The organism is Isoptericola sp. F-RaC21 (assembly GCF_038593535.1).
In the GTDB taxonomy this organism is placed as follows: Bacteria; Actinomycetota; Actinomycetes; order Actinomycetales; family Cellulomonadaceae; genus Isoptericola.
Window position 1 is genome coordinate 575,744 of sequence record NZ_JBCFYX010000002.1, and the last position, 23,842, is coordinate 599,585.

A 23,842-nucleotide genomic window follows, 5' to 3' on the forward strand; every position below is an offset into this window, starting at 1 on the left:
AGAGCTGCAGCTCTCTCAGAACTGCGCCGTCTCGGTGGAGCCGGCGAGCGCGAGGGTGGCGGCGTCGGGGTTGAGCGCCGTCGACACGCGGTCGAAGTAGCCGGTGCCGACCTCGCGCTGGTGCTTGGTCGCGGTGTAGCCGCGCTCCTCGGCGGCGAACTCGGCCTCCTGCAGCCGCACGTAGGCGGACATCTGCTCGCGGGCGTAGCCGTGGGCCAGGTCGAACATCGAGTAGTTGAGAGCGTGGAAGCCGGCCAGGGTGATGAACTGGAAGCGGAAGCCCATGGCGCCCAGCTCGCGCTGGAACTTCGCGATCGTGGCGTCGTCGAGGTGCTTCTTCCAGTTGAACGACGGCGAGCAGTTGTACGCCAGCATCTGGTCCGGGAAGTCGGCCTTGACCGCCTCCGCGAACGTCCGGGCGAGCTCGAGGTCGGGCGTGCCGGTCTCCATCCAGATGAGGTCGGCGTACGGGGCGTAGGCCTTGGCCCGGGCGATGCAGGGCTCGACGCCGTTGCGGACCTCGTAGAACCCTTCGCCCGTGCGGCCGCCGGTGAGGAACTCCCGGTCGCGCTCGTCGACGTCGGACGTGATGAGCGTGGCGGCCTCGGCGTCCGTGCGGGCGATGACGACGCTCGGCACGTCGGAGACGTCGGCCGCGAGCCGCGCCGCGTTGAGGGTGCGCACGTGCTGCTGGGTGGGGACCAGCACCTTGCCGCCCAGGTGGCCGCACTTCTTCTCGCTCGCGAGCTGGTCCTCCCAGTGCACGCCCGCGGCGCCGGACGCGATCATCGACCGCATCAGCTCGTACGCGTTGAGGGGGCCGCCGAACCCGGCCTCGGCGTCCGCCACGATCGGGGCGAGCCAGTCGCGAGTCGGGGCGCCGTTCTCGGAGACGTCGATCTGGTCCGCGCGCAGCAGGGCGTTGTTGATGCGGCGCACGACGGCCGGCACGGAGTTGGCCGGGTAGAGCGACTGGTCGGGGTAGGTCTGGCCCGCGAGGTTCGCGTCGCCGGCCACCTGCCAGCCCGACAGGTAGATGGCCTGGAGCCCGGCCTTGACCTGCTGCACCGCCTGGTTGCCGGTCAGCGCGCCGAGCGCGTTGATGAAGTCCTCCTCGTGGAGCTGGCGCCACAGCCGCTCGGCGCCGCGCCGGGCCAGGGTGAACTCTTCGCCGACCGACCCGCGCAGCGCGACGACGTCCTCGGCGGTGTAGGTGCGCTCGACCCCCGCCCAACGGGGGTCGGACGCCCACCGCTCGGCCAGCTCGGCCGCGGTCTGCGTCTGGTCGCCGGTGGAGGTGCGGGGCTCGAGGGTGGCGGTCATGTCGTGCCTCTTTCGTCTCTCGGTGGTTCGGCGCGTGCTGCCGATGACGACGACCCTCGCGCGTCACGCCACCCCGCGGCCAGAGAATCTGAGGAGAAGATGCGACGTTCTTCTCCTGGACGAAAGGTGTGTCCCGTGTCACCCTCGAACATGGCCATCTCGACCGACACCGGGCCCGTTACCCGGGACGACGCGACCCTGACGACCGGCATCCCGATCGAGCGCGAGGCGGACGCCCTGACGATCGGGCGCCGCATCCGGCACCTGCGCACCCGCCGCGGCATGACCCTGGAACAGCTCGGAGCAGCCATCGGACGGGCGCCGTCGCAGGTCTCGATGCTGGAGAACGGCAAGCGCGAGCCCACCATCGCGCGCCTGCAGGCCGTGGCCCGCGCGCTCGGCGCGACCGTCGAGGACCTGCTCTCCGCCGAGCCGCCGTCGCACCGCGACGCCCTGGAGATCGAGCTGGAGCGCGTGCAAAGGGGCTCGCTCTTCTCCGCGCTCGGGGTGCACCCCGTGAAGGTGGGCAAGTCGCTGCCGACCGACGCGCTCGAGGCGATCGTCGGGCTGCAGCGCGAGCTGGAGCGCCTGCACTCCGAGCGTGCGCTCACCCCGGAGGAGGCGCGCCGCGCCAACACCGAGCTGCGCGCCGACATGCGGGCGCAGGACAACTACTTCCCCGACCTGGAGATCGTCGCGCGCGGCCTGCTCGACGACGTCGGGCACGGCCGCGGCCCCCTGCCGCAGCGGGCGGTGGGGGAGCTGGCCGCTCACCTCGGCTTCTCGATCCACTACGAGCCGGACCTGCCGCAGTCCACGCGCGCCGTCATCGACCAGCGGCACCGGCGCGTGTACCTGCCGAGCAACGGGATCCGGGGCCGGTCGGAGGCGCGCTCGGCGGTGCTCCAGGCCCTCGCCTCGCACGTGCTGGAGCATGCCGAGCCGCGCGACTACCGCGAGTTCCTGCGCCAGCGCGTCGAGGCCAACTACCTGTGCGCGGCGCTGCTGGTGCCCGAGCGCGAGGCGGTCAAGCAGCTGCGCGAGGCCAAGGAGCGGCGCTCGATCTCGCTGGAGGACCTCCGCGACGCGTTCGCCGTGTCCTACGAGACGGTGGCGCACCGCTTCACGAACCTCGCGACCCGGCACCTGGGCATCCCGGTGCACTTCATGAAGGTGCACGAGTCGGGGTCGATCCACAAGGCGTACGAGAACGACGGCGTGCGGTTCCCGGCCGACCCGCTGGGCACCGTCGAGGGGCAGCACGTGTGCCGGCACTGGACGGCGCGCGTGGTCTTCGGCATCGCCGACCGGCTCAGCCCGTACTACCAGTACACGGATACCCCGACCGGCACGTACTGGTGCACGTCGCGCGTTCAGGACACGCCCGACGGGCGGTTCTCCGTGAGCGTCGGCGTGCCGTACGCGCAGGTCAAATGGTTCCTGGGCCGGGAGACGACGGCGCGCAGCACGTCGCGCTGCCCCGACGAGGCCTGCTGCCGGCGGCCCGCGGCCCCGCTCGCCCGCCGCTGGGACGGGCACGCGTTCCCCAGCGCCCGCCCGCACGCGTCGATGCTGGCGGCGATGCCGTCCGGCGCGTTCCCCGGGGTCGACACGACCGAGGTCTACGAGTTCCTGGAGCGGCACGCGCCGAGCGCCGACGGCTGATACCGCGTCAGTCGTGCCAGGCGCCGACCCAGTCGTCCCAGCGGGGGCCGTCGCCGAGCCCGGCGTCGTCGCGCGCCCGGGCGCGGAGCCCGGCCAGGACGACGCCCAGGTAGCGCAGGTGCAGGGCGTCCGCCTCGGCGCGGGGGAACGGGAGCGCCGGGCGCAGGTGCAGCAGGAGCTGCATGACGTCGGCGGTCGTGAACCCGGCCGGCAGGAGGCCTGCGGCGCGGTCGTAGGCGACCAGCCGCTCGAGCCCGACCCGCAGGTCGCGCGTCGCGGCGGCCAGGTCGGCGGGCAGCGGCCCGCCCGTGCCCGGCGGGCGCAGCAGCGGGCCCGTGGCGCCGGTGATCTGGCGGGCGAGGAACGTCCCGACGGCGCCGTCGTCCGCGGTCGAGGCGTGGGACCCGTGCTCGTCCGCCACCTCGGCCGCCAGGCGCGCCGCCTCGCGGACGGCCTGCACGTGGAGCGCCTCGACCAGCGCCTCCTTGGTGGGGTAGCGGCGGTACACCGACCCGACGCCGACGCCGGCGTGCCGCGCGACGTCGGCCATGGACGCGCCGTGCCCCTGGGCGGAGAAGACCTCGCGGGCCGCGGCCAGCACGGCCGAGTCGTTGGCGCGTGCCTCCCGCTTCCGGCCGGGCAGCGGGCGGTCGACGCGCTGGTCGGCCGGGTCGGCGGGGGAGGGCATGGGCACACGGTAGCCCGCGCCGCGATGCTAGGGTGAATCGGAACGGCGATTCCGTTCCGATTCGATCCCGGCCGGCGCGACGAGGCGCAGCCACCCTCACCACAGAGAGCGAGCACGCCCGTGCCTCCGACCAGCCCGGCGCCCGACGGCGCCCCCGGCCGCCCGACCGACGCCACCGTCGTCCGACACCCGGGCCGCGTGATCTTCGCGCTGAGCGCCGCCGTGCTGGCGTTCTCGCTGATGCAGACGCTCGTGGTCCCGGCGCTGCCGACCCTCGGCCGGGAGCTCGGCGCCACCGCGCAGGGCACCGGCTGGATCCTCACCGCCTTCCTGCTCGCCGGCGCGGTCCTCGCGCCCGTCGTCGGCAACCTCGGGGACCGGTTCGGCCACCGCCGCGTGCTGCTCGGCACGATCGTCGTGTTCGCCGCGGCGACGCTCGCCGCCGCGGCAGCCCCCACCCTCGGCGTGCTGCTCGCGGCGCGCGTCGTGCAGGGCGTGAGCACCGCGACGTTCCCGCTCGCGCTCGCCCTCGCCCGGTCGGTCCTGAGCGGGCCGCGGCTCGCGGTCGCCTTCGGCTGGATCCCCGGCATGATCGGGCTCGGCGCGGGCGCCGCGCTCGTGGTGGGCGGCGTGGTCGTCGACGCCCTGGGCTGGCGCTGGCTCTTCGTGCTGGGCGCCGTGCTGATCCTCGGCTCGGGCGCGCTGGTGGCCGCGTGGGTGCCGCGCGGCGGCGCGCCGGCCGTCCAGCGCCGGACCGACTGGGCCGGCATCGCGCTGCTCGCGGGCGGGCTCGTGGGCGTGCTGCTCGCCGTCTCCCAGGGCGGCACGTGGGGGTGGGGCTCGGCGCGGACGGTCCTCGTCGGCGTGGCCGGCCTGGTGCTCCTCGCCGTGCTGGTGCTCGTCGAGCGGCGCACGGCCGCGCCGGTGGTCGACGTGCGCACGTTCCGGCACGGGCCGATCGTGCTCGTCAGCCTGCTCACCGTCGCCGTGGGCTTCGTGCCCTACGTCTGCTACGTCGCCTTGCCGCTGCTCATGCAGGCGCCCGCGGGCACCGGGTACGGCCACGGGATGAGCGTGACCGTCTCCGGCCTGGCGATGCTGCCCAGCGCCGTGCTGGTCTTCCTCGGTGGCCGCGCGACGCCCGCGCTCGTGCGGCGCGTCGGCCCCGGCGGCACCGGCGCCCTCGCGGCGGCGGTGATGGCGGTCGGCGGCGTCGGCCTGGCGCTGTGGCCCGCGACGCCGTGGGCGGTCGTGGTGGCGTTCTCCGTGCTGGGCCTCGGCAACGGCATCGGCTACGCCATCTGCGCCCAGCTCGTCGTCACCTGGTCCCCGCCCACGGAGACGGGCGCCGCCACCGGCCTCAACAGCGTGGTGCGCACCGTCGGCTCCGCGGCGGCCGCGCCGGTGGTCACCGCCCTCCTCGCGGCCGGCACCACCGACCCCGCCGGCGCCTACTCCGCCGCGTTCTGGGTGGCGACGGCGGTCAGCGTCCTCGGCGTGCTGGTCGCGCTCGTGCTGGTGGCGCGCTCCCGACGGGCGGCCTGAGCCCCAGCACGTCTCGACCGGCTCAGCCGGCGCCGACGATCAGGAGCGTGGCGGCGAAGACGATCCCCGACGCGACGAGCGTGACGGTCGTGTAGCCGAGGATGTCGCGGACCTTGAGGCCGGCGATGGCGAGCAGGGGCAAGGCCCAGAACGGTTGGATCATGTTGGTCCACTGGTCGCCGTAGGCGATGGCCATGATGGCGACGGCGGGGTTCACGCCCAGGTCGTTCGCGGCGTCGAGCAGGATGGGTGCCTGCACGGCGAACTGCCCGCCGCCGGAGGGCACGAAGAAGTTCACCACGCCGGCCGAGAGCAGCGACAGCACGCCGAAGGTGCCCGGCGTCGAGATGCTCACGAACCAGTCGGACAGCACGGCGACCAGCCCGGTGGTCGTCATCATGCCGAGGATGCCCGCGTACAGGGGGAACTGGAGCAGGATGTCGCCCACGTTCGTCGCAGCCGCCTTGACGAGCGCCATGATCTCGAAGGGGTTGCGCACCAGCAGCATGATCAGGGCGAGGAACGTCCAGTTGACGATGTCGAGGGTGGGCGTGCCGCCGCGGGAGAAGTACACGACCAGGTAGGCGACGACGGCCACGCCCACGAGCGTGGTGAGCCACCGCGAGGCGTCGAGCCGGTCGGCGGGGGTCTCGACGTCGTCGTCCACCTCGACGGGCTTCTCCCGCGCGTCCACCGACAGCTCCACGACCCGGTCGCCGCCGCGCGGGGCGACGAGCGCGAGCGCGCCGGCCACGACGACGATCGTGGCCACCGCGGCGATCATGTTCCAGGTCGAGAACGTCGTCTCGCCCACGGGGACGGTCGCGCCGAGCTGCGTCGCGATGAACGAGCCCTCGGTGGCGGCGGTGAGCGGCCCGGACCCCGTGTAGCCCATGTGCCAGACGACGAAGCCGGAGAATCCGGCGGCGACGAGCAGCGGGAAGTGGAGGCGCAGGCCCTTCGCGCGCGCCTGGGCCGCGACCTCGCGCGCGAGGATGCCGCCGACGACGAGGCCGAGGCCCCACTGCACCAGCGACGCGACGGCCGCCACCACGAAGACGAAGACGTACGCCTGCAGGGCGGTCCGCGGCACCGCGCCGAGCCGCGCGAGCAGCCGACGCACGGGGCGCGTGTTGGCGAGCATGTGTCCCAGCAGCAGGATGAGCGCCATCTGGGTCATGAACGCCAGCAGGCCCGCCAGGCCGTCGCCCCACGCGACGAGGACGTCGACGGGGCCGGCGTCCGTGAGCGCCAGCGTGAGGACCGCGACCACCGCCGTGAGGAGGATCGCGAACACGAGCGCGCTGGGGATGAACCGTTCGACCAGCGAGTTGAGCGGCCGCATGACTCGGGCGAACGGGTTCCGTGACGGCGGGGGCGTCCCCGGCGACGTCGTCGTGGCCTGGGAGTGGCTCATGAGAACCTCCGTGAAAGTCGTCGTCGACCTCGGGGCGCGCCGTCGCGCCCTGTCGCACCATGCCGCAGGGGCGGCGCGCGGTCCAGCCGCCGTCCCCGTCCGTCGAGGATCACCGTCGCCGGGCGGCCTGACGCGCCTCAGGGTTGCCCCAGGGTCGAACCGGGGGCACACCCCATGGTGGCGGGCGGGCCCGACGCCGGAGGGTGGGAGGCATGATCGACGCGATCGCCTCGCTCTGGGGGCAGCTGGAGAGCACGTTGTTCGCGCTCGTGTCCTCCGCCTGGGCGTTCCCCGCCCTGTTCGGGGCGACCGCGGCCGACGGCTTCTTCCCGCCCGTGCCCGGCGAGACCGTGATCATCATGCTGGCGGTGGGCGCCGAGACGGGGCAGGGCGTGAACCTCGCGCTCGTGGTGCTCGTCGCGGCCCTCGGCGCCTGGTGCGGCGACCAGCTGGCCTACGCCCTCGGCCGCGCGCTGGGCACATCCCGCGTCCCGTTCCTGCGCGGCCCGCGCGGGCAGCGCGCCGTCGCGTGGGCGGCCCGATCCTTCGAGCGGCGCGGGGCGTCCGTCGTGCTCGGGGCGCGCTTCGTGCCGGTGGGGCGGATGGCGGTCAACGTCACCGCGGGCGCGGTCGGGTTCTCCCGACGCCGCTTCATGGGCCTGTCGGCCGTCGCGTCCCTCGCCTGGGCCGGCTGGTCGGTGCTCATCGGCGTCGTGGCGGCGCAGTCGCTCGGCGACCGTCCGCTGCTCGCCGTCGCCGTCGGGATCGTCGTGGGCACGGTGCTCGGCGTCGTCGTCGACCGGGTGCTCACGGCCTGGGGCGCGCGGGGCGCCAGGGCCGTGCCGGCGCCGGTCGTGGGCGCGGCGATCACGCCGGAGCCCGCGCTCGCCTGCGCCGCGGTGGGCCCGGGCCTGCCGGCGCGCGGCCCGGGCCCCGGCCTCAGTGCTCCCGGCGGTCCTTCTCGTCCCCGATGAAGTCGGAGACGAGGTCGTCCTGACCGTCGAGGTTCATGTCCGCGGTGCGCGCCTTGCGGGCGTCCCACCGCAGGGTCAGCGCACCCAGCACGGCCGCGATCACCGAGCCCAGCAGGATGGCCGCCTTGGCCCCCTCCGTGTGCTCGGACGCGTGCCCGAACGACAGCTCGGACACCAGGAGCGCGACCGTGAAGCCGATGCCCGCGAGGAACGCGACCGGGAGCAGGTCGCGCACCCCGATGCCCTGCGCGAGGCGCAGGGGGGTCAGCTTGGTGACCAGCGCCGTCGTGCCGAGCACGCCGACGAGCTTGCCCACCACGAGCCCGATCGTGATCGCGGGCACCACCGGCTGGGTCATGATCTCGCCCACGCCGCCGCCGTCGACCAGGTCCACCCCGGCGGCGAAGAAGGCGAAGACCGGCAGCGCGACGCCCTGGGACCAGGGCTTGACGGCGTGCTCGTAGCGGTGGGTGCGGGGCTCCGCCTCGCCGTGCGTGGGGCGCGCCGCGACGGTGAAGCCCATGAGCACGCCCGCCACCGTGGCGTGCACGCCCGACGCGTGCATGAACGACCACGCGACGACGAACAGCGGCACCAGCAGCCACCACCGCGGGGTGCGGGAGCGGACGTGCCAGCCGAACAGGGCGATGGCGACGAGCGAGGCGCCGAGGTAGGCGAAGTTGAGGTTCTCCGTGTAGAAGACGGCGATCACGACGATCGCGAGGAGGTCGTCCACCACGGCGAGCGTGAGCAGGAACGTCCGCACGGCCGTGGGCAGCCCCTTGCCGAAGACGGCGAGCACGCCGAGCGCGAACGCGATGTCGGTGGCCGTGGGGATGGCCCACCCGTTCAGCGCGCCCGGCTCCCCGAGCGCCACGACGACGACCGAGTAGATGACGGCCGGGACGACCATGCCGCCGACCGCGGCCAGCATGGGCACCCCCGCCTCCTTCGGGCTGCGCAGGCTGCCGGCCACGAACTCGTGCTTGAGCTCGACGCCGACGACGAAGAAGAAGATCGCCAGGAGCCCGTCGGCCGCCCAGGAGGCGACGGACAGGTCCAGGTGGATGTGCAGCGGCCCGAGGTAGGCGAAGCCGAGGACCTTGTCGGACAGGGCGAAGTACCAGTCGCGCCACGGGGCGTTCGCGCAGATCAGGGCCAGGACGGCGGCGCCGATGAGGAGGGCGCCGCCGGTGGTCTCGCGGGAGGCCCAGCGGCGCAGGCGCTCGCCGGCGGACGGGGCGGTGGTCTCGGGAGTCAGGGTCGTGCTCCTGTCGGTCGTGGGGTCGTTCGTCGTCCGGCGTCGCAGCCGGTGCCACCGACCAGACTTCCCGGCTCACCCGCGGGCCAGCCTAACGTCCGGACGCCGGTGCCGGGCACCGGCGTCCGTCAGGTCGCCTCGCGGGCCATCGCGACCAGCCTGGTCAGGGTGTTCCAGTTCCGCGCGGTGGTCCAGGTGCCCGCGGCCCTGTCGACCAGCGCAGGGGTGAGCGTCGACCGGCCGATGCCCGCCACGTAGTCCACGTACAGCACGCCGTCGACGACGGCGCACCGCTCCGGCCGCCCCTCGGCGAGCCGCGCCAGGCCGTCGGCGTCGACGGGCACGGGGGAGACGTGCACCTGCACGTGGGAAGGGTGGTCGGCGACCGCCTCGGGGAACGGGTCGGCGGCGAGGATCGTGGCCGCCCGCTGGGCAGGCAGCGCCACGGCGCGCAGGTCGCCGCCGAGCTGCGCGGCCAGCGCCGCCGTGACGCGCTCCGCGACGTCGGCGTCGGCGGCCGTCCCCACGGCGACCAGGTTGCCGCTGTTGGCATAGGTGCGGGCGCCGGTGAGGCCCGCCGTCGCGGCGGCCTCGCGCAGGTCGGCGGAGCTCACGCGGCGGGAGCCGCCGACGTTCACGCCGCGCAGCAGCACGACCCAGGCGGCGCGGTCGTCGTCGGCGGGATGCGGAGGCGTCGGGGTCACGGCTCCATGGTGCTCGCCCTTCCCGCGCGCGTCGCGGCGGGGTCCACCGCGTGAACGCCGGGTGACAACTTCCCGACCCGCCGCCGCGGGGGTGGTGGCGTGAATCACAGCGTCGTAGTTTGTCGGCAGGGACGGTGTCCAGCCGTCCTCCGGGAGGCCAGCCGATGGGGTTCACGCTCCGTGCGGGAGGGCCGGCTCCGGCCCGGCGCCGCACGGCGCCCCCGGGACGGCCACCCGCCCACCAGGAGGGAGCTCGCCGTGGCCCGAACCGCACCCGTCCCTGAGCGCGACAGCGTCGACGCCGTCGACACCGCCGGCGCAGCCGGCACCACCCCGCGCACGTTCGTCGTGGACACGTCTGTGCTGTTGTCCGACCCGCGGGCGATCCAGCGCTTCGCCGAGCACGACGTCGTCCTGCCGGTCGTCGTCATCACCGAGCTGGAGGCCAAGCGGCACCACGCCGAGCTCGGCTACTTCGCCCGCAGCGCGCTGCGGATGCTCGACGAGCTGCGGCTGAAGCACGGCCGCCTCGACGCCCCGATCCCCGTGGGCGAGGCGGGCGGCACGCTGCGCGTCGAGCTCAATCACACCGACCCCCAGGTGCTGCCCGCCGGCTTCCGGCTCGGCGACAACGACACCCGGATCCTGTCGGTCGCGGCCAACCTCGCGGCCGAGGGCTGCGACGTCACCGTGGTCTCCAAGGACCTGCCGATGCGGGTCAAGGCGTCCGCCGTCGGCCTGCGCGCGGAGGAGTACCGCCACGAGCTTGCCGTCGACTCCGGGTGGACCGGGATGCGCGAGATCGACGTCGCCGACGAGCAGGTGGGCACCCTGTACGAGGGCGGTGAGGTGGAGCTGGCCGCCCTCGACCCCGCGGTCGTGGAGGCCGCGTCGCCGTTGCTGTGCCACACCGGGCTGGTGATCCACTCGCCCGGCGGCTCCGCGCTGGGGCGCGTCACCCCCGACAAGACGGTCCGCCTCGTGCGCGGCGACCAGGACGTCTTCGGCGTGCACGGCCGGTCCGCGGAGCAGCGCGTCGCCATCGACCTGCTGCTCGACCCGGACGTCGGGATCCTGTCGCTCGGCGGTCGGGCCGGCACCGGCAAGTCGGCGCTGGCGCTGTGCGCGGGGCTGGAGGCCGTGCTCGAGCGCCGGCAGCACCGCAAGGTGATCGTGTTCCGGCCCCTGTACGCCGTGGGCGGTCAGGAGCTGGGCTACCTGCCCGGGTCCGAGTCCGAGAAGATGAACCCCTGGGCCCAGGCCGTGTACGACACGCTCGGCGCGCTCGTCTCGCCCGACGTCGTCGACGAGGTGATCGACCGCGAGATGCTCGAGGTCCTGCCCCTCACGCACATCCGGGGGCGGTCGCTGCACGACGCGTTCGTCATCGTCGACGAGGCCCAGTCCCTGGAGCGCAACGTGCTCCTCACGGTGCTGTCGCGCATCGGGCAGGACTCGCGCGTCGTCCTCACCCACGACGTCGCGCAGCGCGACAACCTGCGGGTGGGCCGGCACGACGGCGTCGCGGCGGTGATCGAGGCGATGAAGGGCCACCCGCTGTTCGCGCACGTGACTCTCACGCGCTCGGAACGGTCGCCCGTCGCGGCGCTGGTCACCGAGATGCTGGAGTCGCTGGAGATCTGACGCCTCGCTGGTCGAGCCTGTCGAGACCCGGCTTTCGGGTTTCGACGGGCTCGACCAGCGGGGTGCCGGGTCTCGGCAGGCTCAACCAGCGGGGTGCCGGGTCTCGACGGGCTCAACCAGCGGGGTGCCGGGTCTCGACGGGCTCAACCAGCGGCGGTGCGGCGGCGCGGGTGCACCAGCACGACGGCGAGCACGCCGACCACGGCGCCGAGCACGGTGTCGAGGGCGCGCGACGCGGCGATCCCGGCGGGGTCGACCGCCCCGCCCAGGGACGTCATCAGCAGCGCCATCGGGGTGATGGTGAGCATCGCCAGCCCGTAGTGGCGCCCGACGACGACCTCGGTGACGACCTGCAGCACCACGACGACGGCGCAGGTCGCGGCGAAGGACAGGTGCGCCTCGAGCAGGGGCCAGGCGAGCAGGGCGCCGAGCACGGTGCCGCCCCCGCGCTGCAGGGCGCGGACCACGGCGTGCCGCGTGCTCGCGCCCTGCAGCGTGGCGGTGGCCCCGAGCTGTGCCCAGGCCGGGTGGCTGAGCCCCGCGGCGAGGGTGGCGCCGCCGGCGACGACGCTCGCCAGCACGACGCGCACCCCGGCGAGGCGCCAGCCGGGGACGCGCCAGCCGGAACGGACGTCGTCGCGCAGGCGGCGTCGCGGCGGCAGGGCGTCGGCGGGCGCCGTCGCGCCGCTCGGCTCGGCGGCAGGCGGTCCGTCCAGCGCGGCGGCGACCGCGGCCAGCTCGGCGGCCAGCACCCGGGCGGTGTCGCGGGTGCGCCGGTGCGACAGGTCGTCGGCCAGGGCGTCGCGGGCCCGGTCGATCGCCGCGCGGGCGGACGCCGCGGCGTCCGCGGCCTCGGGGCCGGCGTCGAGCGCCCTGCGCACCGCGTCGGCGGCCCGGCGCACGGCCAGGCGGGCGGGCGCGCTCGGGCGCACGAGGTAGCCGCTCATCCCGATGAGCCACGCGACGACGGCGCCGAGCGCGAACGCGACGCCGCGCTCCGCGACGTCGGACCAGGCCAGGGGCCCGACCATGCCGCCGGCCGCGGCGAAGACGACGATGCTCGCCCCCGGGGGCCCGGTGCGGACCAGGGTGCACAGCGCCGTCGCCAGGCCCGCGACCAGCGCCACCACGGCGAGGACGACGAGCACCGGGGCGCCCGCGGCGGTGAGGGAGGCCGTGAGCGCGAAGGCGACGACGAACACGGCGGCCACGGCGGCCAGCAGCGACGCGCGGCGCCGGTACGGCTCGTATCGGCCGTACAGGATGACCAGCGCCCCCAGGGAGGCGAAGGCCGCCAGGTCGGTGCGGCCGACGGCGGCGCTCAGCGCGAGGACGACGGCCGCCGCGGCGCCGACCCGCAGCGCCGCGGCGATCGTGGCGTCGGCGGGGTTGACCCGGAGCGCGGCCCGCAGGTGGGCGGGGTCGAGCACGTCGCGGGCGGTGGTCAGCACGGGGGAGGGCACGGGGGACGGCGCGGGAGAGGAGGGAGGCATTGCCGACCATGATAGTTCACGGGTAAATCATCATGGAAGAAACGCGGGTGTGACCTCTATCCTGTTCGCCGTGGACTACATCGAGCGCGTGCGCGCCCAGTGGGCCGAGCGGCTGCCGCACGTCGACACGTCGCCGGCGGACGTCGGCGCCCGGGTGCGGCGGATCGCGGCGCTCCTCGAGGCCGAGCTCGCCGACGACCTGGCCGCCCGCGACCTCACCCGCGCGGAGCTCGACGTCCTCACCGCCCTGCGCCGGACCGGGCGTCCGCTGCGGGCCGGCGAGATCACCACGATGACGGGGTCGCCCGGGGCGTCGATCACCAAGCGGCTCGACCGCCTCGAGCGGGCCGGGCTGGTCGAGCGCGCGGTGCACGAGCGCGACAAGCGCGGGGTGCTGGTGGCGCTGACCACCGAGGGGGAGGAGCTCGTCGACGAGCTGTTCCCGCGCCAGGTCGAGCACGAGCGGGCGGCGCTGGAGGACCTGTCCGAGGCGGAGCGTGCCGAGCTCGGCCGGCTGCTCGCCGTCGTCCTGCGCCGGCTGGACCCGCGGGACTACTGAGGCTCGCCCGGTCTGGTCGCGCAGTCGTCGTGCGCGGGGAGGCGCCGCAGTCTCAGGTGGAACCCCCCAGCCCCGCGCCCCGAGGAGCGCCTCCCCGCGTACGCCGACAGTAACAGGTGAGGTTAGCCTTACCAACCCCCGTCGAACGGTGGTTGAGCCTGTCGAAACCACGAACCGGGTTTCGACAGGCTCAACCAGCGAGAACGTCAGGCCTGCGGGGGCTTCGTCATCTTCAGCACGTCGAGGGCGGAGTCGAGCTGCTCCTCCGTGACCTCGCCGCGCTCCACGAAGCCGAGGTCGATCACGGCCTCGCGCACGGTGATGCCCTGCTTGACCGAGTGCTTCGCCACCTTCGCGGCGGCCTCATAGCCGATCACGCGGTTGAGCGGCGTGACGATCGACGGCGAGGACTCCGCGAACGCGCGGGCCCGGTCCACGTTGGCGGTGATGCCGGAGACCGTCTTGTCGGCGAGCACGCGCGACGCGTTGCCCAGCAGCCGGATCGACTCCAGCACGCCCTGCGCGATGACGGGGATCTGCACGTTGAGCTCGAACGAGCCGCTCGCGCCGGCCCACGCGACCGTGGCGTCGTTGCCGACCACGCGGGCGGCCACCATGAGCACGGCCTCGGGGATCACCGGGTTGACCTTGCCCGGCATGATCGAGGAGCCCGGCTGCAGGTCGGGGATCGCGATCTCGCCCAGCCCGGTGTTCGGGCCCGAGCCCATCCAGCGCAGGTCGTTGCAGATCTTCGTGAGCGACACGGCGATGGTGCGCAGCGCGCCGGACAGCTCGACGAGGCCGTCGCGCGCCGACTGCGCCTCGAAGTGGTCGCGCGCCTCGGTCAGCGGCAGGCCCGTGTCCTCGCGCAGCAGCTCGATGACGCGCTGCGGGAAGCCGGCGGGCGTGTTGATGCCGGTGCCGACGGCAGTGCCGCCCAGCGGCACCTCGGCCGCGCGGGGCAGCGCCGCCTCGACGCGCTCGATGCCGTACCGGATCGCCGCGGCGTAGCCGCCGAACTCCTGGCCGAGCGTCACCGGGGTGGCGTCCATGAGGTGCGTGCGGCCCGACTTCACGACCGAGGCGAACTCCTCGGCCTTCGCGCCCAGCGCGTCGGCCAGGTGCGTCAGGCCCGGGATCAGGTCGTGGATCGCGCCGGCCGTCGCGGCGACGTGCACGGAGGTGGGGAAGACGTCGTTGGACGACTGCGAGGCGTTGACGTGGTCGTTCGGGTGCACGTCCTTGCCCAGCGAGCGGGTGGCCAGCGTGGCCAGCACCTCGTTGGTGTTCATGTTCGACGACGTGCCCGAGCCGGTCTGGAAGACGTCGATCGGGAAGTGCGCGTCGTGGGTGCCGGACGCGACCTCGTCGGCCGCGGCGACGATCGCGTCGGCGACGTCCTGCTCGAGCACGCCGAGCTCGGCGTTCGCGCGCGCGGCGGCCTTCTTGATGCGGGCCAGGGCCTCGATGTGCCCGCGCTCGAGCGTGGTGCCGGAGATCGGGAAGTTCTCCACGGCCCGCTGCGTCTGCGCGCGGTACAGCGCGTGCGCGGGGACGCGCACCTCGCCCATCGTGTCGTGCTCGATGCGGAACTCGGGCTCGCCGGTGCCCGGGACGGCGGTGTCGGAAGTCATGCCCTCTATCGTGCCGCACCCGCGCGGGGGCTCCGTCGTGAGGCGGGTCACTCCGGTGTCGGTGCCGTGGGCGAGGATCGCGGGATGGCCTTCTCCCACGTGGTGCTCTACCGCGCGATGAACCTCGGGCACCGCGGCAGCCCCGTGCGCGCCGACCTCGAGCGCGCCCTGCTCGACGCCGGCGCCGCGGAGGTGCGGTCGTTCCAGACGAACGGCACGGTGCTGCTCGACGTCGGGCCGAGCGCCGGCGCGGCGGAGGTCGTGGCCCGGGCCGCGGCGCCGCTGCTCGCCGAGCGGTCCGGGTACGCCGGCGCGGCGCTGGTGCGCCCGCTCGGGGACCTCGCCGAGGCGGTCGACGGCGACCCGTTCGCGCTCACCCGCGACGAGCGGACGTACCGCGAGACCCTGACCTTCGTCGACGGCGGCGAGCCGCTCCCCGTCGCCCTGCCCTGGACCGACCCGCGCGACCTGCTCGACCTGGTGGCCGCACGACCGGGCGTGGTGCTCGCCGTGGTGCGCGGCGGGCCCGGGACGGGCGGGGACCCGGGCTCCGTCGTCGAACGGATGACCGGCGGCGTCACGACGACCCGCACCCTCGGCACCGTGCGGCGGCTGCTCACCGCAGCATCCGCGGGTTGAGCCTGTCGAAACCTCGGTCCCGGGATTCGACAGGATCAATCAGCGGTCGGCTGCTCGCCGACCTCGCCGTCGACCGCCACGAGGCGGGCGCTGCCGTCGTCGAGGTCGTAGACGACGCCGACGACGGCCAGCCGGCCCTCGTCGATGGCGGTGCCGATCGCGGCGGAGTAGCCGCGCAGCAGCGCGACGGTGTGCTTGACGTGCTCGGTGCGCAGCACGTCGGGGTCGATCGGCCCGGACACGCCCTGGCGGCTGGTGAGCTCCGCGACCGACGGGATGACCTTGTCGACCACGGCGCGCACGAAGCCGGGCGGCTGCTCGCCGGTGGCGAGCGTGTGCGCGGTGGCCGCGACGGCGCCGCAGGAGTCGTGGCCCAGCACCACGACCAGCGGCGTCTTGAGCACCTCCGTGCCGTACTCAATGGAGCCGAGCACGGTGGTGTCGACCACGTGGCCCGCCGTGCGCACGACGAAGACGTCGCCGAGGCCCTGGTCGAAGATGATCTCGGCGGCCACGCGGGAGTCCGAGCAGCCGAAGATCACGGTGTGCGGGTGCTGCACCGTGCGCAGCTCCCGGCGCCGCACGGCGTCCTGGTCGGGGTGCTCGGGCGCGTCCTGGACGAACCGGCCGTTGCCGGCACGCAGCCGGGACCAGGCCTCGGCGGGGGTGAGGGTCATGCCTGCTCCTTCGATCGGCGGTCGAGCTCGTGCGCCCACGGCGGGTTGGCCCCGGCGCGCGAGACGGTGACGGCGGCGACGGCGGCGCAGCCCGCCAGCAGGGACTGCGTCTCGGCGGTGGTGATCGCGCGCAGGGCGTCCCGCCGGTCCGCGCCCAGCAGCCCCGCCGACCACAGCCCGTCGAGCAGGGCGCCCATGAACGAGTCGCCCGCGCCGACGGTGTCGACGACGTCGACCCGCGGCGCGGTGACGGTCGCCTCGCCGGCGGCCGTGACGGCCGCCGCCCCGGAGCCGCCGAGGGTCACGACGACGAGCGCCGGCCCCGTGGCCTGCCAGGTCCGCGCCACGTCCAGCGGCTCGCGGCCGGGGTACAGCCACGCGAGGTCCTCGTCGCTCACCTTCACCACGTCGGACAGCGCCACGATCTCCTCGACGCGCGGGCGCACGACGTCGGCGTCGCCCATGATCGCGGGGCGCGCGTTGGGGTCGTAGGTGACGGTCGCGGTGTCGCGGGCCGCGGCCAGGAGGCGGCGCACGTCGGCGTCCCCGGGCGGCAGCATCGCGGCGATGGAACCGGTGTGCACGGCGAGCGTGTCGTCGGCGGCGCCCGCGCCGGCGGGCACCTGCCACTCGAGGTCGAACTCGTAGGTCGCGGCGCCGGTCCCGTCGAGGGTCGCCTGGGCGACGCTCGTGCGCGCCGCGCCGTCGCTGCCGGGGGCGAGCGCCACGCGGGACTCGGCGAGCCAGGACCGCACGTCGGCGCCGCGCGCGTCGGACCCGAGCCACGTGGCGAGCCGCACGTCGCGGCCGAGGCGGCCGAGCGTCAGCGCGACGTTGGCCAGGCTGCCGCCGGGGTGCTCCTCGCTGGACCCATCGGGCCGGTGCACGACGTCCACCAGCGCCTCGCCGACCGCGAGGACGTGGGCGCTCACGCGTCCGCCCCCTCGTCCTCGGGCGAGGCCCCGCCGGGCGTCCCGGCGGAGGCGGCCTGCGCGGCCGCGAGCCGCTCCCGCGCGCCGTCGAGCCACTGCTGGCAGCGGGCCGCCAGCGCCTCGCCGCGCTCCCAGAGGGCGAGGGAGGACTCGAGCGGCTCGCTGCCGGCCTCGAGGCGGGAGACGACCTGGACGAGCTCGTCGCGCGCCTCCTCGTAGGTCAGCGCGGAGACGTCGGCGGGCAGGTCGGGGGCACCGGAGTTCGCATCGGTCACGGGGGACAGTCAACAACACCCTGCCGACAGGTCGCCGACGGCGTCCGCGCTGCGGGCGGAAATGCCTTGCGGGCCGGCCGGCGGTCGGGCAGCGTGCCGGGCATGGGTCATCTGGAGGTGGCGCACGTCGAGCACGTGCTGCCGGACGGGCGCACGCTGCTCGACGACGTCTCGTTCCGCGTCCCCGAGGGCAGCGCCACCGCGCTCGTCGGGCCGAACGGCTCCGGGAAGACCACGCTGCTGCGCCTCCTGGCGGGCGACCTGACGCCGCAGGCCGGCGCCGTCACCGTGACGGGCGGGCTGGGCGTCATGCGGCAGTTCGTCGGGTCCGTGCGAGACGAGACGACCGTGCGCGACCTGCTGGTCGACGTCGCGCCGCCCCGGGTGCGGGACGCCGCGCGGGCCGTCGACGCCGCGGAGCTCGCGATCATGGAGGTCGACGACGAGCCGGCGCAGATGGCCTACGCGCAGGCGCTGGCCGACTGGGCCGAGGCGCAGGGCTACGAGGCCGAGACGCTCTGGGACGTGTGCACCGTCGCGGCGCTCGGCGTCCCGTACGAGCAGGCGCGGTGGCGCGAGGTGCGCACCCTGTCCGGCGGCGAGCAGAAGCGGCTGGTCCTGGAGGCGCTGCTGCGCGGGCCGGACGAGGTGCTGCTGCTCGACGAGCCGGACAACTACCTCGACGTGCCCGGCAAGCGCTGGCTCGAGGACCAGCTGCGCGCCACCCGCAAGACCGTGCTGTTCGTCTCGCACGACCGTGAGCTGCTCGCGCGCGTCGCCGACCGCATCGTCTCGCTCGAGCCCGCGCCGTCCGGCGCCGACGCGTGGGTGCACGGCGGCGGCTTCGCCACGTTCCACGAGGCCCGCCGCGAGCGGTTCGCGCGGTTCGAGGAGCTGCGCCGGCGCTGGGACGAGAAGCACGCCCAGCTCGTGCGGCTCGTGCGCGAGCTGCGGCAGGCGGCGGCCAACAGCGACGCGATGGCCTCGCGCTACCGGGCCGCGCAGACGCGGCTGCAGAAGTTCGAGGAGGCCGGCCCGCCGCCCGAGCCGCCGCGCGAGCAGGACATCCGGATGCGCCTGCGCGGCGGCCGGACCGGCGTGCGCGCGCTCACCTGCGAGGGTCTGGGCCTCACCGGGCTCATGCAGCCGTTCGACCTCGAGGTCTTCTACGGCGAGCGCGTGGCCGTGCTCGGGTCCAACGGGTCGGGCAAGTCGCACTTCCTGCGCCTCCTCGGCGGGGACGACGTCGCGCACACCGGCGAGTGGCGGCTCGGGGCGCGGGTCGTGCCGGGCGTCTTCGCGCAGACGCACGCCCACCCGGAGCTGTTCGGGCGCACGCTCACGCAGATCCTCTGGGACGACCACGCCCGCGACCGCGGGGCGGCGATGTCCGTGCTGCGCCGCTACGAGCTGACCATCGCGGCGGACCGCGCCTTCGACCGGCTGTCCGGCGGCCAGCAGGCGCGCTTCCAGATCCTGCTGCTCGAGCTCGCCGGCTGCACCGCGCTGCTGCTGGACGAGCCCACGGACAACCTCGACCTCGCCAGTGCCGAGGCGCTGCAGGAGGGCCTCGAGGCCTTCGACGGCACCGTCCTCGCCGTGACGCACGACCGCTGGTTCGCGCGCTCGTTCGACCGGTTCCTCGTGTTCGGCGAGGACGGCACCGTGCGTGAGACTCCCGAGCCCGTCTGGGACGAGGGGCGCGTCGTCCGCGCGCGCTGACGCCGATCGGGATCGCCGGTCGAGCGTGTCGGAACCCCGACCTCACCGGGTCTCGACAGGCTCGACCGGCGGAGGTCACGACCGGCCGTCGAAGAAGGCCCGCAGGTCGTCGGCCAGCAGCTGCGGCTCTTCCATCGCGGGGAAGTGGCCGCCCTCGGCGTGCTCCACCCACCGGTCGATCGAGCCCCAGCCGTTGAACACCTTCGCCATGAGCGGGTGCGTGTCGAACACCGACCACGCGGAGGGGACGTCGGAGGCCGAGAGCCAGTCGAGCCCGGAGTGCGACGCCTCGTAGTAGAGCTGGGCGCTGGACGCCCCGCTGCGCGTGAACCAGTACAGCGACACGTTCGTGAGCAGCTGGTCCCGGTCGACGGCCTCGTCCGGCGTGCGCGACGCGGGGTTGGTCCACGTCTGGAACTTCTCGGCGATCCACGCGAGCTGCCCGACGGGGGAGTCGGTCAGGGCGGCGCCGATCGTGTCGGGGCGGTGGTTCTGCATCTCGAAGTAGCCGTGCTCGGCGGCGTCGCGCGCGCGGACGGCCGCGATCTCGGCGAGCTCGTCGTCCGTGAGCGTGTCGGGCGCGGGGTACGCGTCGCCGACCATGCCGAGCGAGCGGCCGTCGCTCCCGACGTGGGTGCCGATCACGCGCTGCGGGTACAGCGCGGCCAGGCGGCCCGCCGTGCCCGCCCCGATGTCCGTGCCGTGCACCGCGAACCGCTCGTGCCCGAGCCGGGTCATGATCTCGGCGTACGCCTCCGTGGTGCGGGCGACCTCCCAGCCGGTGCCGGACAGCGGCGTCGAGAACCCGAACCCGGGCAGCGACGGGACGACGACGTGGAACGCGTCGGCGAGCAGCGGGATCAGGCGCTGGTACTCGACGAACGACCCGGGCCACCCGTGGCACAGGAGCAGCGGCGTCGCGTCCGGGTTCGCGGAGCGGGCGCGGACGACGTGGAACGTCTGGCCGTCGACGACGGTCGTGACCTGCTCGTACGTGTTCAGGGCGGCCTCCTGCGCGCGCCAGTCGAAGCCGTCGCGCCAGTACTCGGCGAGCTCGCGCAGGTAGGGCAGGGGGATGCCGCGGCTGAAGTCCGCGCGGTCGTCGCGGCCGGGCACGGCATGGGGCCAGCGGGTGCGCGCGAGCCGGTCGCGCAGGTCGTCGAGGTCGGCCTGGGGCACGTCGACGCGGAAGGGGGCGAGGGCGGTGTCTGCGGTCTGCGTGGTCATGGCTCCACGCTCGCAGCAATCGCGGAAGACTCACTTCCGCGATCGGTGAGATGCTCCGAGAATGCTCGAGACCTCGGCCCGGCTCCTCCAGCTCCTGTCCCTGCTGCAGCTGCGGCGCGACTGGACCAGCGGCGACCTCGCCGAGCGGCTCGGGGTGAGCACCCGCACCGTGCGCACCGACGTCGGCAAGCTGCGCTCCCTCGGATATCCGGTCGAGGCCCGGCCCGGCGTCGCCGGCGGGTACCGCCTCGCCGCCGGGACCGCGATGCCCCCGCTGGTGCTCGACGACGACGAGGCGGTCGCCGTCGCGATCGGGCTCGCTGCGGCGGCGCGCGGGGCGCTCGGCGCCGAGGAGACGGCCCTCACCGCGCTCGCGAAGCTCGAGCAGGTCATGCCCGCGCACCTGCGGCGTCGGGTCGAGGCCGTCCGGGAGGCGACGAGCGTCGTGCCGGGCGGGGACCCGGCGCCGGACCTCGAGGTGCTCGGCGGAGTCGCCGCCGCGATCCGCTCGGGCGAGCGGCTCCGGTTCCGGTACGCCGCCCACGACGGCGCCGAGTCCTCCCGGCACACGGAGCCGCACCGCCTGGTGCGCTGGGGCTCGCGCTGGTACCTGCTGGCCTGGGACCTCGACCGCGTGGACTGGCGCGTCTTCCGCGTCGACCGGATCGCCCTGCGCCCGCCCACCGGCGCCCGGTTCCGGCCCCGTGTCATCCCGGAGGACGCCGTGCTGCGGCACGTCGTGGCGCGCGTGGGCCGGGCGACCTGGCGGTACCGCGCGACGATCCTCGTGCACGCGGCGCCGGAGGACGTCGTGGCGAAGGTCGACTCCCCGCTGGAGGTCGAGGCCGGGGGCCCCGACGTGAGCCGTCTCGAGGTCGGCAGCGACGACCCCGACCGGCTGGCCCTCTGGATCGCGCAGCTCGGGTGGGACGTCGAGGTGCTCGAGGGGCCCGAGCTGGCCGCGGCGTTCGACCGGCTGGCGGCCCGGTTCAGGCGGGCGGCACGGGGGACGCCGGAGCAGGAGCCGGAGCCGGCGTCGGCGCCGACGTCGCGGTGACGGCGGCGTCCAGGGCGCCCGCGGCGACGCGGACGTGCACGGCGTCGCCGGGGGAGACGTCGTCGCTCGCGCGCACGACGTGCCCGTCGGTGCGCTGCACGACGGCGTACCCGCGCTCCAGGGTGGCCTGGGGGGAGAGCGCCCGGACCTGGGCCGCGAGGCGACCGACCTCGCCCGACGCGCGCAGCAGGGCGGCGTCCAGGCAGTGGCGGGCGTGCCGCACGTGCTGGGCGATCTCGCGCTCGCGGGCGTCGACCGTCGTCTGCGGGCGGGCCAGCACGGGGCGCGACCGCAGCGCGTCCAGGCCGTGCTGCTCCTGCTCGACGCGGCCCGCCACGGCCGCCCGCATCCGCCGGCGCGCCTGGTCGAGGCGCAGCCGCTCCTCGGCGACGTCGGGCACGACCTGCTTCGCGGCGTCGGTCGGGGTCGACGCACGGTGGTCGGCGACGAGGTCGAGCAGCGGGGCGTCCGTCTCGTGCCCGATGGCGCTGACCAGCGGCGTCGCGCAGGCGGACGCCGCCCGCACGAGGGCCTCGTTGCTGAACGGCAGCAGGTCCTCCACCGAGCCGCCGCCGCGGGCCACGACGATCACCTCGACCTCGGGCCGGGCGTCGAGGTCGGCGAGGGCGGCGCTCACCTCGCGCACGGCGTCGACGCCCTGCACCGCGACCTCGCGGATCTCGAACCGCACCTGCGGCCAGCGGGCGCGGGCATTCACCACGACGTCGTGCTCCGCCTTCGACTCGCGCCCGCACACCATACCGACGACGGCGGGCAGGAACGGCAGCGGGCGCTTGCGCTCGACGTCGAACAGGCCCTCGGCGGCGAGCACGCGCCGGAGCTGGTCGATGCGGGCGAGGAGCTCGCCGACGCCCACCTGGCGGATCGCCGTCGCGCGCATCGACAGGCGGCCCGTCTTGACCCAGAAGTCCGGCTTGGCCTGCACCACGACGTGGTCGCCCACCTCGGGCTTGTGGTGCAGGCCCTCGTAGATCCGCGACAGCAGGTGCACGGGCAGCGAGGCCTCGGCGTCGGTGTCGCGCAGCGTGACGAACTGCATGCCCGCGCGCGGGCGGTAGGTGTGCTCCACGACCTGGCCCTCGACCCAGACCGTCGACATCCGCGCGACGTAGTCCCGGATCTTCGCGGACAGCAGGCGCACCGGCCACGGGCGGTCCGCCGTCGTGTCGCGGGCGAGCTCGGGCAGGGGCTGCGGCTGGGCTGCTGGCTGGGATTCCTGCTGGGACGTGTCCGACACGCCGTCCAGCATGCCGCACGCCCCCGACGGGCCCCTCGACCGGTCGTCAGGAGCCCGTCACAGGACGTCCACACCGGCGCACCTAGACTGGCGGCGTGACTGCGACCGCCCCGGCTCCGACCAGCCCGACCACCACCAAGCGCGTGCTCCTGGCCGCACCGCGCGGCTACTGCGCGGGCGTGGACCGTGCGGTGGTGGCGGTGGAGAAGGCGCTCGAGACGTACGGCGCGCCCGTGTACGTGCGCAAGGAGATCGTGCACAACAAGCACGTCGTGGAGACGCTGCGCGACCGCGGCGCGATCTTCGTCAACGAGACCGACGAGGTGCCCGAGGGCGCCCGGCTCGTGTTCTCCGCGCACGGCGTCTCGCCGGCCGTCCGCGAGTCGGCCGCGGCCCGCGGCCTCGACACGATCGACGCGACCTGCCCCCTCGTGACCAAGGTGCACAAGGAGGCCGTGCGGTTCGCGAAGGCGGACCGGACGATCCTGCTCATCGGCCACGACGGCCACGAGGAGGTCGAGGGCACCGCGGGCGAGGCTCCGGAGCACACCATCGTCGTGAACTCGCCCGAGGAGGCGGACCGGGTCGAGGTGCCCGACCCCGACAACGTCGTGTGGCTGTCGCAGACCACGCTGTCGGTGGACGAGACCATGGAGACGGTCCGGCGTCTGCGCGAGCGGTTCCCGAAGCTGGCCGACCCGCCCAGCGACGACATCTGCTACGCCACCCAGAACCGCCAGGTCGCCGTCAAGAAGCTCGCCCCGGAGTGCGACCTCGTCATCGTGGTGGGTTCGGCCAACTCGTCGAACTCCGTGCGCCTGGTCGAGGTGGCCCTGGACGCCGGGGCGCGCAGCGCCTACCGCGTGGACCGGGCGGCCGAGCTCCAGGACTCCTGGTTCGACGGCGTCGGCACGGTCGGGGTGACCTCCGGAGCGTCGGTGCCCGAGGTGCTCGTGCAGGACGTGCTGCGTCAGCTGGCCGACCGCGGCTACGGCGAGGCCGAGGAGGTGCGCACGGCGACCGAGGACCTCGTGTTCTCGCTCCCGCGCGAGCTCCGTCCGCCGCGCGACGCCCGGCAGCTCCCGGTCCAGCCCGCCTGAGCGCGGCCCGGGGTTTCGACAGGCTCAACCAGCGGCGACAGGGTCTCG

At 74.8% G+C, this 23,842-nt stretch carries 21 protein-coding genes; 9 read left to right on the top strand and 12 right to left on the bottom strand.

The window, feature by feature from the left end:
• Positions 1-15 precede the first annotated feature (15 nt).
• Entirely contained in the window at positions 16-1,323 is a 1,308-nt protein-coding gene (gene aceA, locus AAG589_RS08035) for an isocitrate lyase (RefSeq protein ID WP_430566722.1), read from the bottom strand.
• A gap of 150 nt (positions 1,324-1,473) precedes the next feature.
• Here aceA and AAG589_RS08040 point away from each other — a divergent pair, with 150 nt between their 5' ends.
• Entirely contained in the window at positions 1,474-2,988 is a 1,515-nt protein-coding gene (locus AAG589_RS08040) for a helix-turn-helix domain-containing protein (RefSeq protein ID WP_430566723.1), read from the top strand.
• 7 nt (positions 2,989-2,995) lie between these two features.
• On the opposite strand, the gene AAG589_RS08045 is transcribed toward AAG589_RS08040, so the two are convergent.
• Positions 2,996-3,676, bottom strand: coding sequence for a TetR/AcrR family transcriptional regulator (locus AAG589_RS08045; protein ID WP_430566724.1), 681 nt, complete (start codon positions 3,674-3,676; stop codon positions 2,996-2,998).
• 120 nt (positions 3,677-3,796) lie between these two features.
• On the opposite strand from AAG589_RS08045, the gene AAG589_RS08050 reads away from it, so the two are divergent.
• Positions 3,797-5,221 (top strand): MFS transporter, encoded by a 1,425-nt coding sequence (locus AAG589_RS08050; RefSeq protein ID WP_430566725.1) that lies wholly within the window; start codon positions 3,797-3,799, stop codon positions 5,219-5,221.
• Between the two features lie 22 nt (positions 5,222-5,243).
• Here AAG589_RS08050 and AAG589_RS08055 read toward each other — a convergent pair whose 3' ends face one another.
• Positions 5,244-6,638 (bottom strand): short-chain fatty acid transporter, encoded by a 1,395-nt coding sequence (locus tag AAG589_RS08055; protein ID WP_446719688.1) that lies wholly within the window; start codon positions 6,636-6,638, stop codon positions 5,244-5,246.
• 212 nt (positions 6,639-6,850) lie between these two features.
• Between AAG589_RS08055 and AAG589_RS08060 the strand changes: the two genes are divergently transcribed.
• Entirely contained in the window at positions 6,851-7,612 is a 762-nt protein-coding gene (locus tag AAG589_RS08060; RefSeq protein ID WP_430566726.1) for a DedA family protein, read from the top strand.
• On the opposite strand, the gene nhaA is transcribed toward AAG589_RS08060, so the two are convergent.
• A complete protein-coding gene (nhaA, locus tag AAG589_RS08065; RefSeq protein WP_430567170.1) occupies positions 7,578-8,921 on the bottom strand; it encodes a Na+/H+ antiporter NhaA in 1,344 nt (447 codons plus the stop codon). The two genes, AAG589_RS08060 and nhaA, sit on opposite strands and share 35 nt — an antisense overlap.
• An 80-nt stretch (positions 8,922-9,001) precedes the next feature.
• A complete protein-coding gene (locus AAG589_RS08070) occupies positions 9,002-9,577 on the bottom strand; it encodes a DUF1697 domain-containing protein (protein ID WP_430566727.1) in 576 nt (191 codons plus the stop codon).
• A gap of 348 nt (positions 9,578-9,925) precedes the next feature.
• On the opposite strand from AAG589_RS08070, the gene AAG589_RS08075 reads away from it, so the two are divergent.
• Positions 9,926-11,221 (top strand): PhoH family protein, encoded by a 1,296-nt coding sequence (locus AAG589_RS08075; protein ID WP_430567171.1) that lies wholly within the window; start codon positions 9,926-9,928, stop codon positions 11,219-11,221.
• A 143-nt stretch (positions 11,222-11,364) separates the two neighbouring features.
• Here AAG589_RS08075 and AAG589_RS08080 read toward each other — a convergent pair whose 3' ends face one another.
• A complete protein-coding gene (locus tag AAG589_RS08080) occupies positions 11,365-12,714 on the bottom strand; it encodes an FUSC family protein (protein ID WP_430566728.1) in 1,350 nt (449 codons plus the stop codon).
• Between the two features lie 49 nt (positions 12,715-12,763).
• Between AAG589_RS08080 and AAG589_RS08085 the strand changes: the two genes are divergently transcribed.
• Complete coding sequence (locus AAG589_RS08085) at positions 12,764-13,273, top strand: MarR family winged helix-turn-helix transcriptional regulator (RefSeq protein ID WP_430566729.1); 510 nt, start codon at positions 12,764-12,766, stop codon at positions 13,271-13,273.
• Between the two features lie 206 nt (positions 13,274-13,479).
• Here AAG589_RS08085 and AAG589_RS08090 read toward each other — a convergent pair whose 3' ends face one another.
• The gene (locus AAG589_RS08090; protein WP_430566730.1) at positions 13,480-14,907 is read right to left on the bottom strand and encodes a class II fumarate hydratase; all 1,428 of its coding nucleotides are present in this window, start codon (positions 14,905-14,907) and stop codon (positions 13,480-13,482) included.
• 84 nt (positions 14,908-14,991) lie between these two features.
• Here AAG589_RS08090 and AAG589_RS08095 point away from each other — a divergent pair, with 84 nt between their 5' ends.
• Positions 14,992-15,546, top strand: a complete 555-nt coding sequence (locus AAG589_RS08095) for a DUF1697 domain-containing protein (RefSeq protein WP_430566731.1) — start codon at positions 14,992-14,994, stop codon at positions 15,544-15,546.
• A gap of 35 nt (positions 15,547-15,581) precedes the next feature.
• Here AAG589_RS08095 and AAG589_RS08100 read toward each other — a convergent pair whose 3' ends face one another.
• Genes AAG589_RS08100 through AAG589_RS08110 form a run of 3 tightly spaced genes read right to left on the bottom strand, consistent with a single transcriptional unit; the run spans position 15,582 to position 17,430 of the window.
• The gene (locus AAG589_RS08100; protein ID WP_430566732.1) at positions 15,582-16,223 is read right to left on the bottom strand and encodes a carbonic anhydrase; all 642 of its coding nucleotides are present in this window, start codon (positions 16,221-16,223) and stop codon (positions 15,582-15,584) included.
• Positions 16,220-17,155, bottom strand: coding sequence for a PfkB family carbohydrate kinase (locus AAG589_RS08105; protein WP_430566733.1), 936 nt, complete (start codon positions 17,153-17,155; stop codon positions 16,220-16,222). Before AAG589_RS08105 ends, AAG589_RS08100 begins: the two co-directional genes overlap by 4 nt.
• A complete protein-coding gene (locus AAG589_RS08110) occupies positions 17,152-17,430 on the bottom strand; it encodes an exodeoxyribonuclease VII small subunit (protein WP_430566734.1) in 279 nt (92 codons plus the stop codon). The genes AAG589_RS08105 and AAG589_RS08110 overlap by 4 nt, the downstream gene beginning before the upstream one ends.
• A 102-nt stretch (positions 17,431-17,532) precedes the next feature.
• Between AAG589_RS08110 and AAG589_RS08115 the strand changes: the two genes are divergently transcribed.
• The gene (locus AAG589_RS08115; protein ID WP_430566735.1) at positions 17,533-19,152 is read left to right on the top strand and encodes an ABC-F family ATP-binding cassette domain-containing protein; all 1,620 of its coding nucleotides are present in this window, start codon (positions 17,533-17,535) and stop codon (positions 19,150-19,152) included.
• A gap of 75 nt (positions 19,153-19,227) precedes the next feature.
• On the opposite strand, the gene AAG589_RS08120 is transcribed toward AAG589_RS08115, so the two are convergent.
• Positions 19,228-20,379 carry an epoxide hydrolase family protein gene (locus AAG589_RS08120; RefSeq protein ID WP_430566736.1) on the bottom strand — a complete coding sequence of 384 codons (1,152 nt, stop codon included), beginning with the start codon at positions 20,377-20,379 and terminating at the stop codon, positions 19,228-19,230.
• A 61-nt stretch (positions 20,380-20,440) separates the two neighbouring features.
• Here AAG589_RS08120 and AAG589_RS08125 point away from each other — a divergent pair, with 61 nt between their 5' ends.
• On the top strand, positions 20,441-21,436 hold the full coding sequence (locus AAG589_RS08125; RefSeq protein WP_430566737.1) for a helix-turn-helix transcriptional regulator: 996 nt from the start codon (positions 20,441-20,443) through the stop codon (positions 21,434-21,436).
• On the opposite strand, the gene xseA is transcribed toward AAG589_RS08125, so the two are convergent.
• The gene (gene xseA, locus AAG589_RS08130) at positions 21,369-22,706 is read right to left on the bottom strand and encodes an exodeoxyribonuclease VII large subunit (RefSeq protein ID WP_446719689.1); all 1,338 of its coding nucleotides are present in this window, start codon (positions 22,704-22,706) and stop codon (positions 21,369-21,371) included. The two genes, AAG589_RS08125 and xseA, sit on opposite strands and share 68 nt — an antisense overlap.
• Before the next feature lie 83 nt (positions 22,707-22,789).
• Here xseA and AAG589_RS08135 point away from each other — a divergent pair, with 83 nt between their 5' ends.
• Positions 22,790-23,794 carry a 4-hydroxy-3-methylbut-2-enyl diphosphate reductase gene (locus AAG589_RS08135; protein ID WP_430566739.1) on the top strand — a complete coding sequence of 335 codons (1,005 nt, stop codon included), beginning with the start codon at positions 22,790-22,792 and terminating at the stop codon, positions 23,792-23,794.
• Positions 23,795-23,842 lie beyond the last annotated feature (48 nt).

Bases quoted from the DNA above. Each gene is read 5' to 3' on its own strand.
- AAG589_RS08120 (WP_430566736.1), bottom strand. From the start codon at position 20,379: ATGACCACGCAGACCGCAGACACCGCCCTCGCCCCCTTCCGCGTCGAC.
- xseA (WP_446719689.1), bottom strand. From the start codon at position 22,706: ATGCTGGACGGCGTGTCGGACACGTCCCAGCAGGAATCCCAGCCAGCA.
- AAG589_RS08125 (WP_430566737.1), top strand. From the start codon at position 20,441: ATGCTCGAGACCTCGGCCCGGCTCCTCCAGCTCCTGTCCCTGCTGCAG.
- AAG589_RS08080 (WP_430566728.1), bottom strand. From the start codon at position 12,714: ATGCCTCCCTCCTCTCCCGCGCCGTCCCCCGTGCCCTCCCCCGTGCTG.
- AAG589_RS08090 (WP_430566730.1), bottom strand. From the start codon at position 14,907: ATGACTTCCGACACCGCCGTCCCGGGCACCGGCGAGCCCGAGTTCCGC.
- AAG589_RS08115 (WP_430566735.1), top strand. From the start codon at position 17,533: ATGGGTCATCTGGAGGTGGCGCACGTCGAGCACGTGCTGCCGGACGGG.
- AAG589_RS08100 (WP_430566732.1), bottom strand. From the start codon at position 16,223: ATGACCCTCACCCCCGCCGAGGCCTGGTCCCGGCTGCGTGCCGGCAAC.
- AAG589_RS08040 (WP_430566723.1), top strand. From the start codon at position 1,474: ATGGCCATCTCGACCGACACCGGGCCCGTTACCCGGGACGACGCGACC.
- AAG589_RS08060 (WP_430566726.1), top strand. From the start codon at position 6,851: ATGATCGACGCGATCGCCTCGCTCTGGGGGCAGCTGGAGAGCACGTTG.
- AAG589_RS08095 (WP_430566731.1), top strand. From the start codon at position 14,992: ATGGCCTTCTCCCACGTGGTGCTCTACCGCGCGATGAACCTCGGGCAC.
- AAG589_RS08045 (WP_430566724.1), bottom strand. From the start codon at position 3,676: ATGCCCTCCCCCGCCGACCCGGCCGACCAGCGCGTCGACCGCCCGCTG.
- AAG589_RS08055 (WP_446719688.1), bottom strand. From the start codon at position 6,638: ATGAGCCACTCCCAGGCCACGACGACGTCGCCGGGGACGCCCCCGCCG.
- aceA (WP_430566722.1), bottom strand. From the start codon at position 1,323: ATGACCGCCACCCTCGAGCCCCGCACCTCCACCGGCGACCAGACGCAG.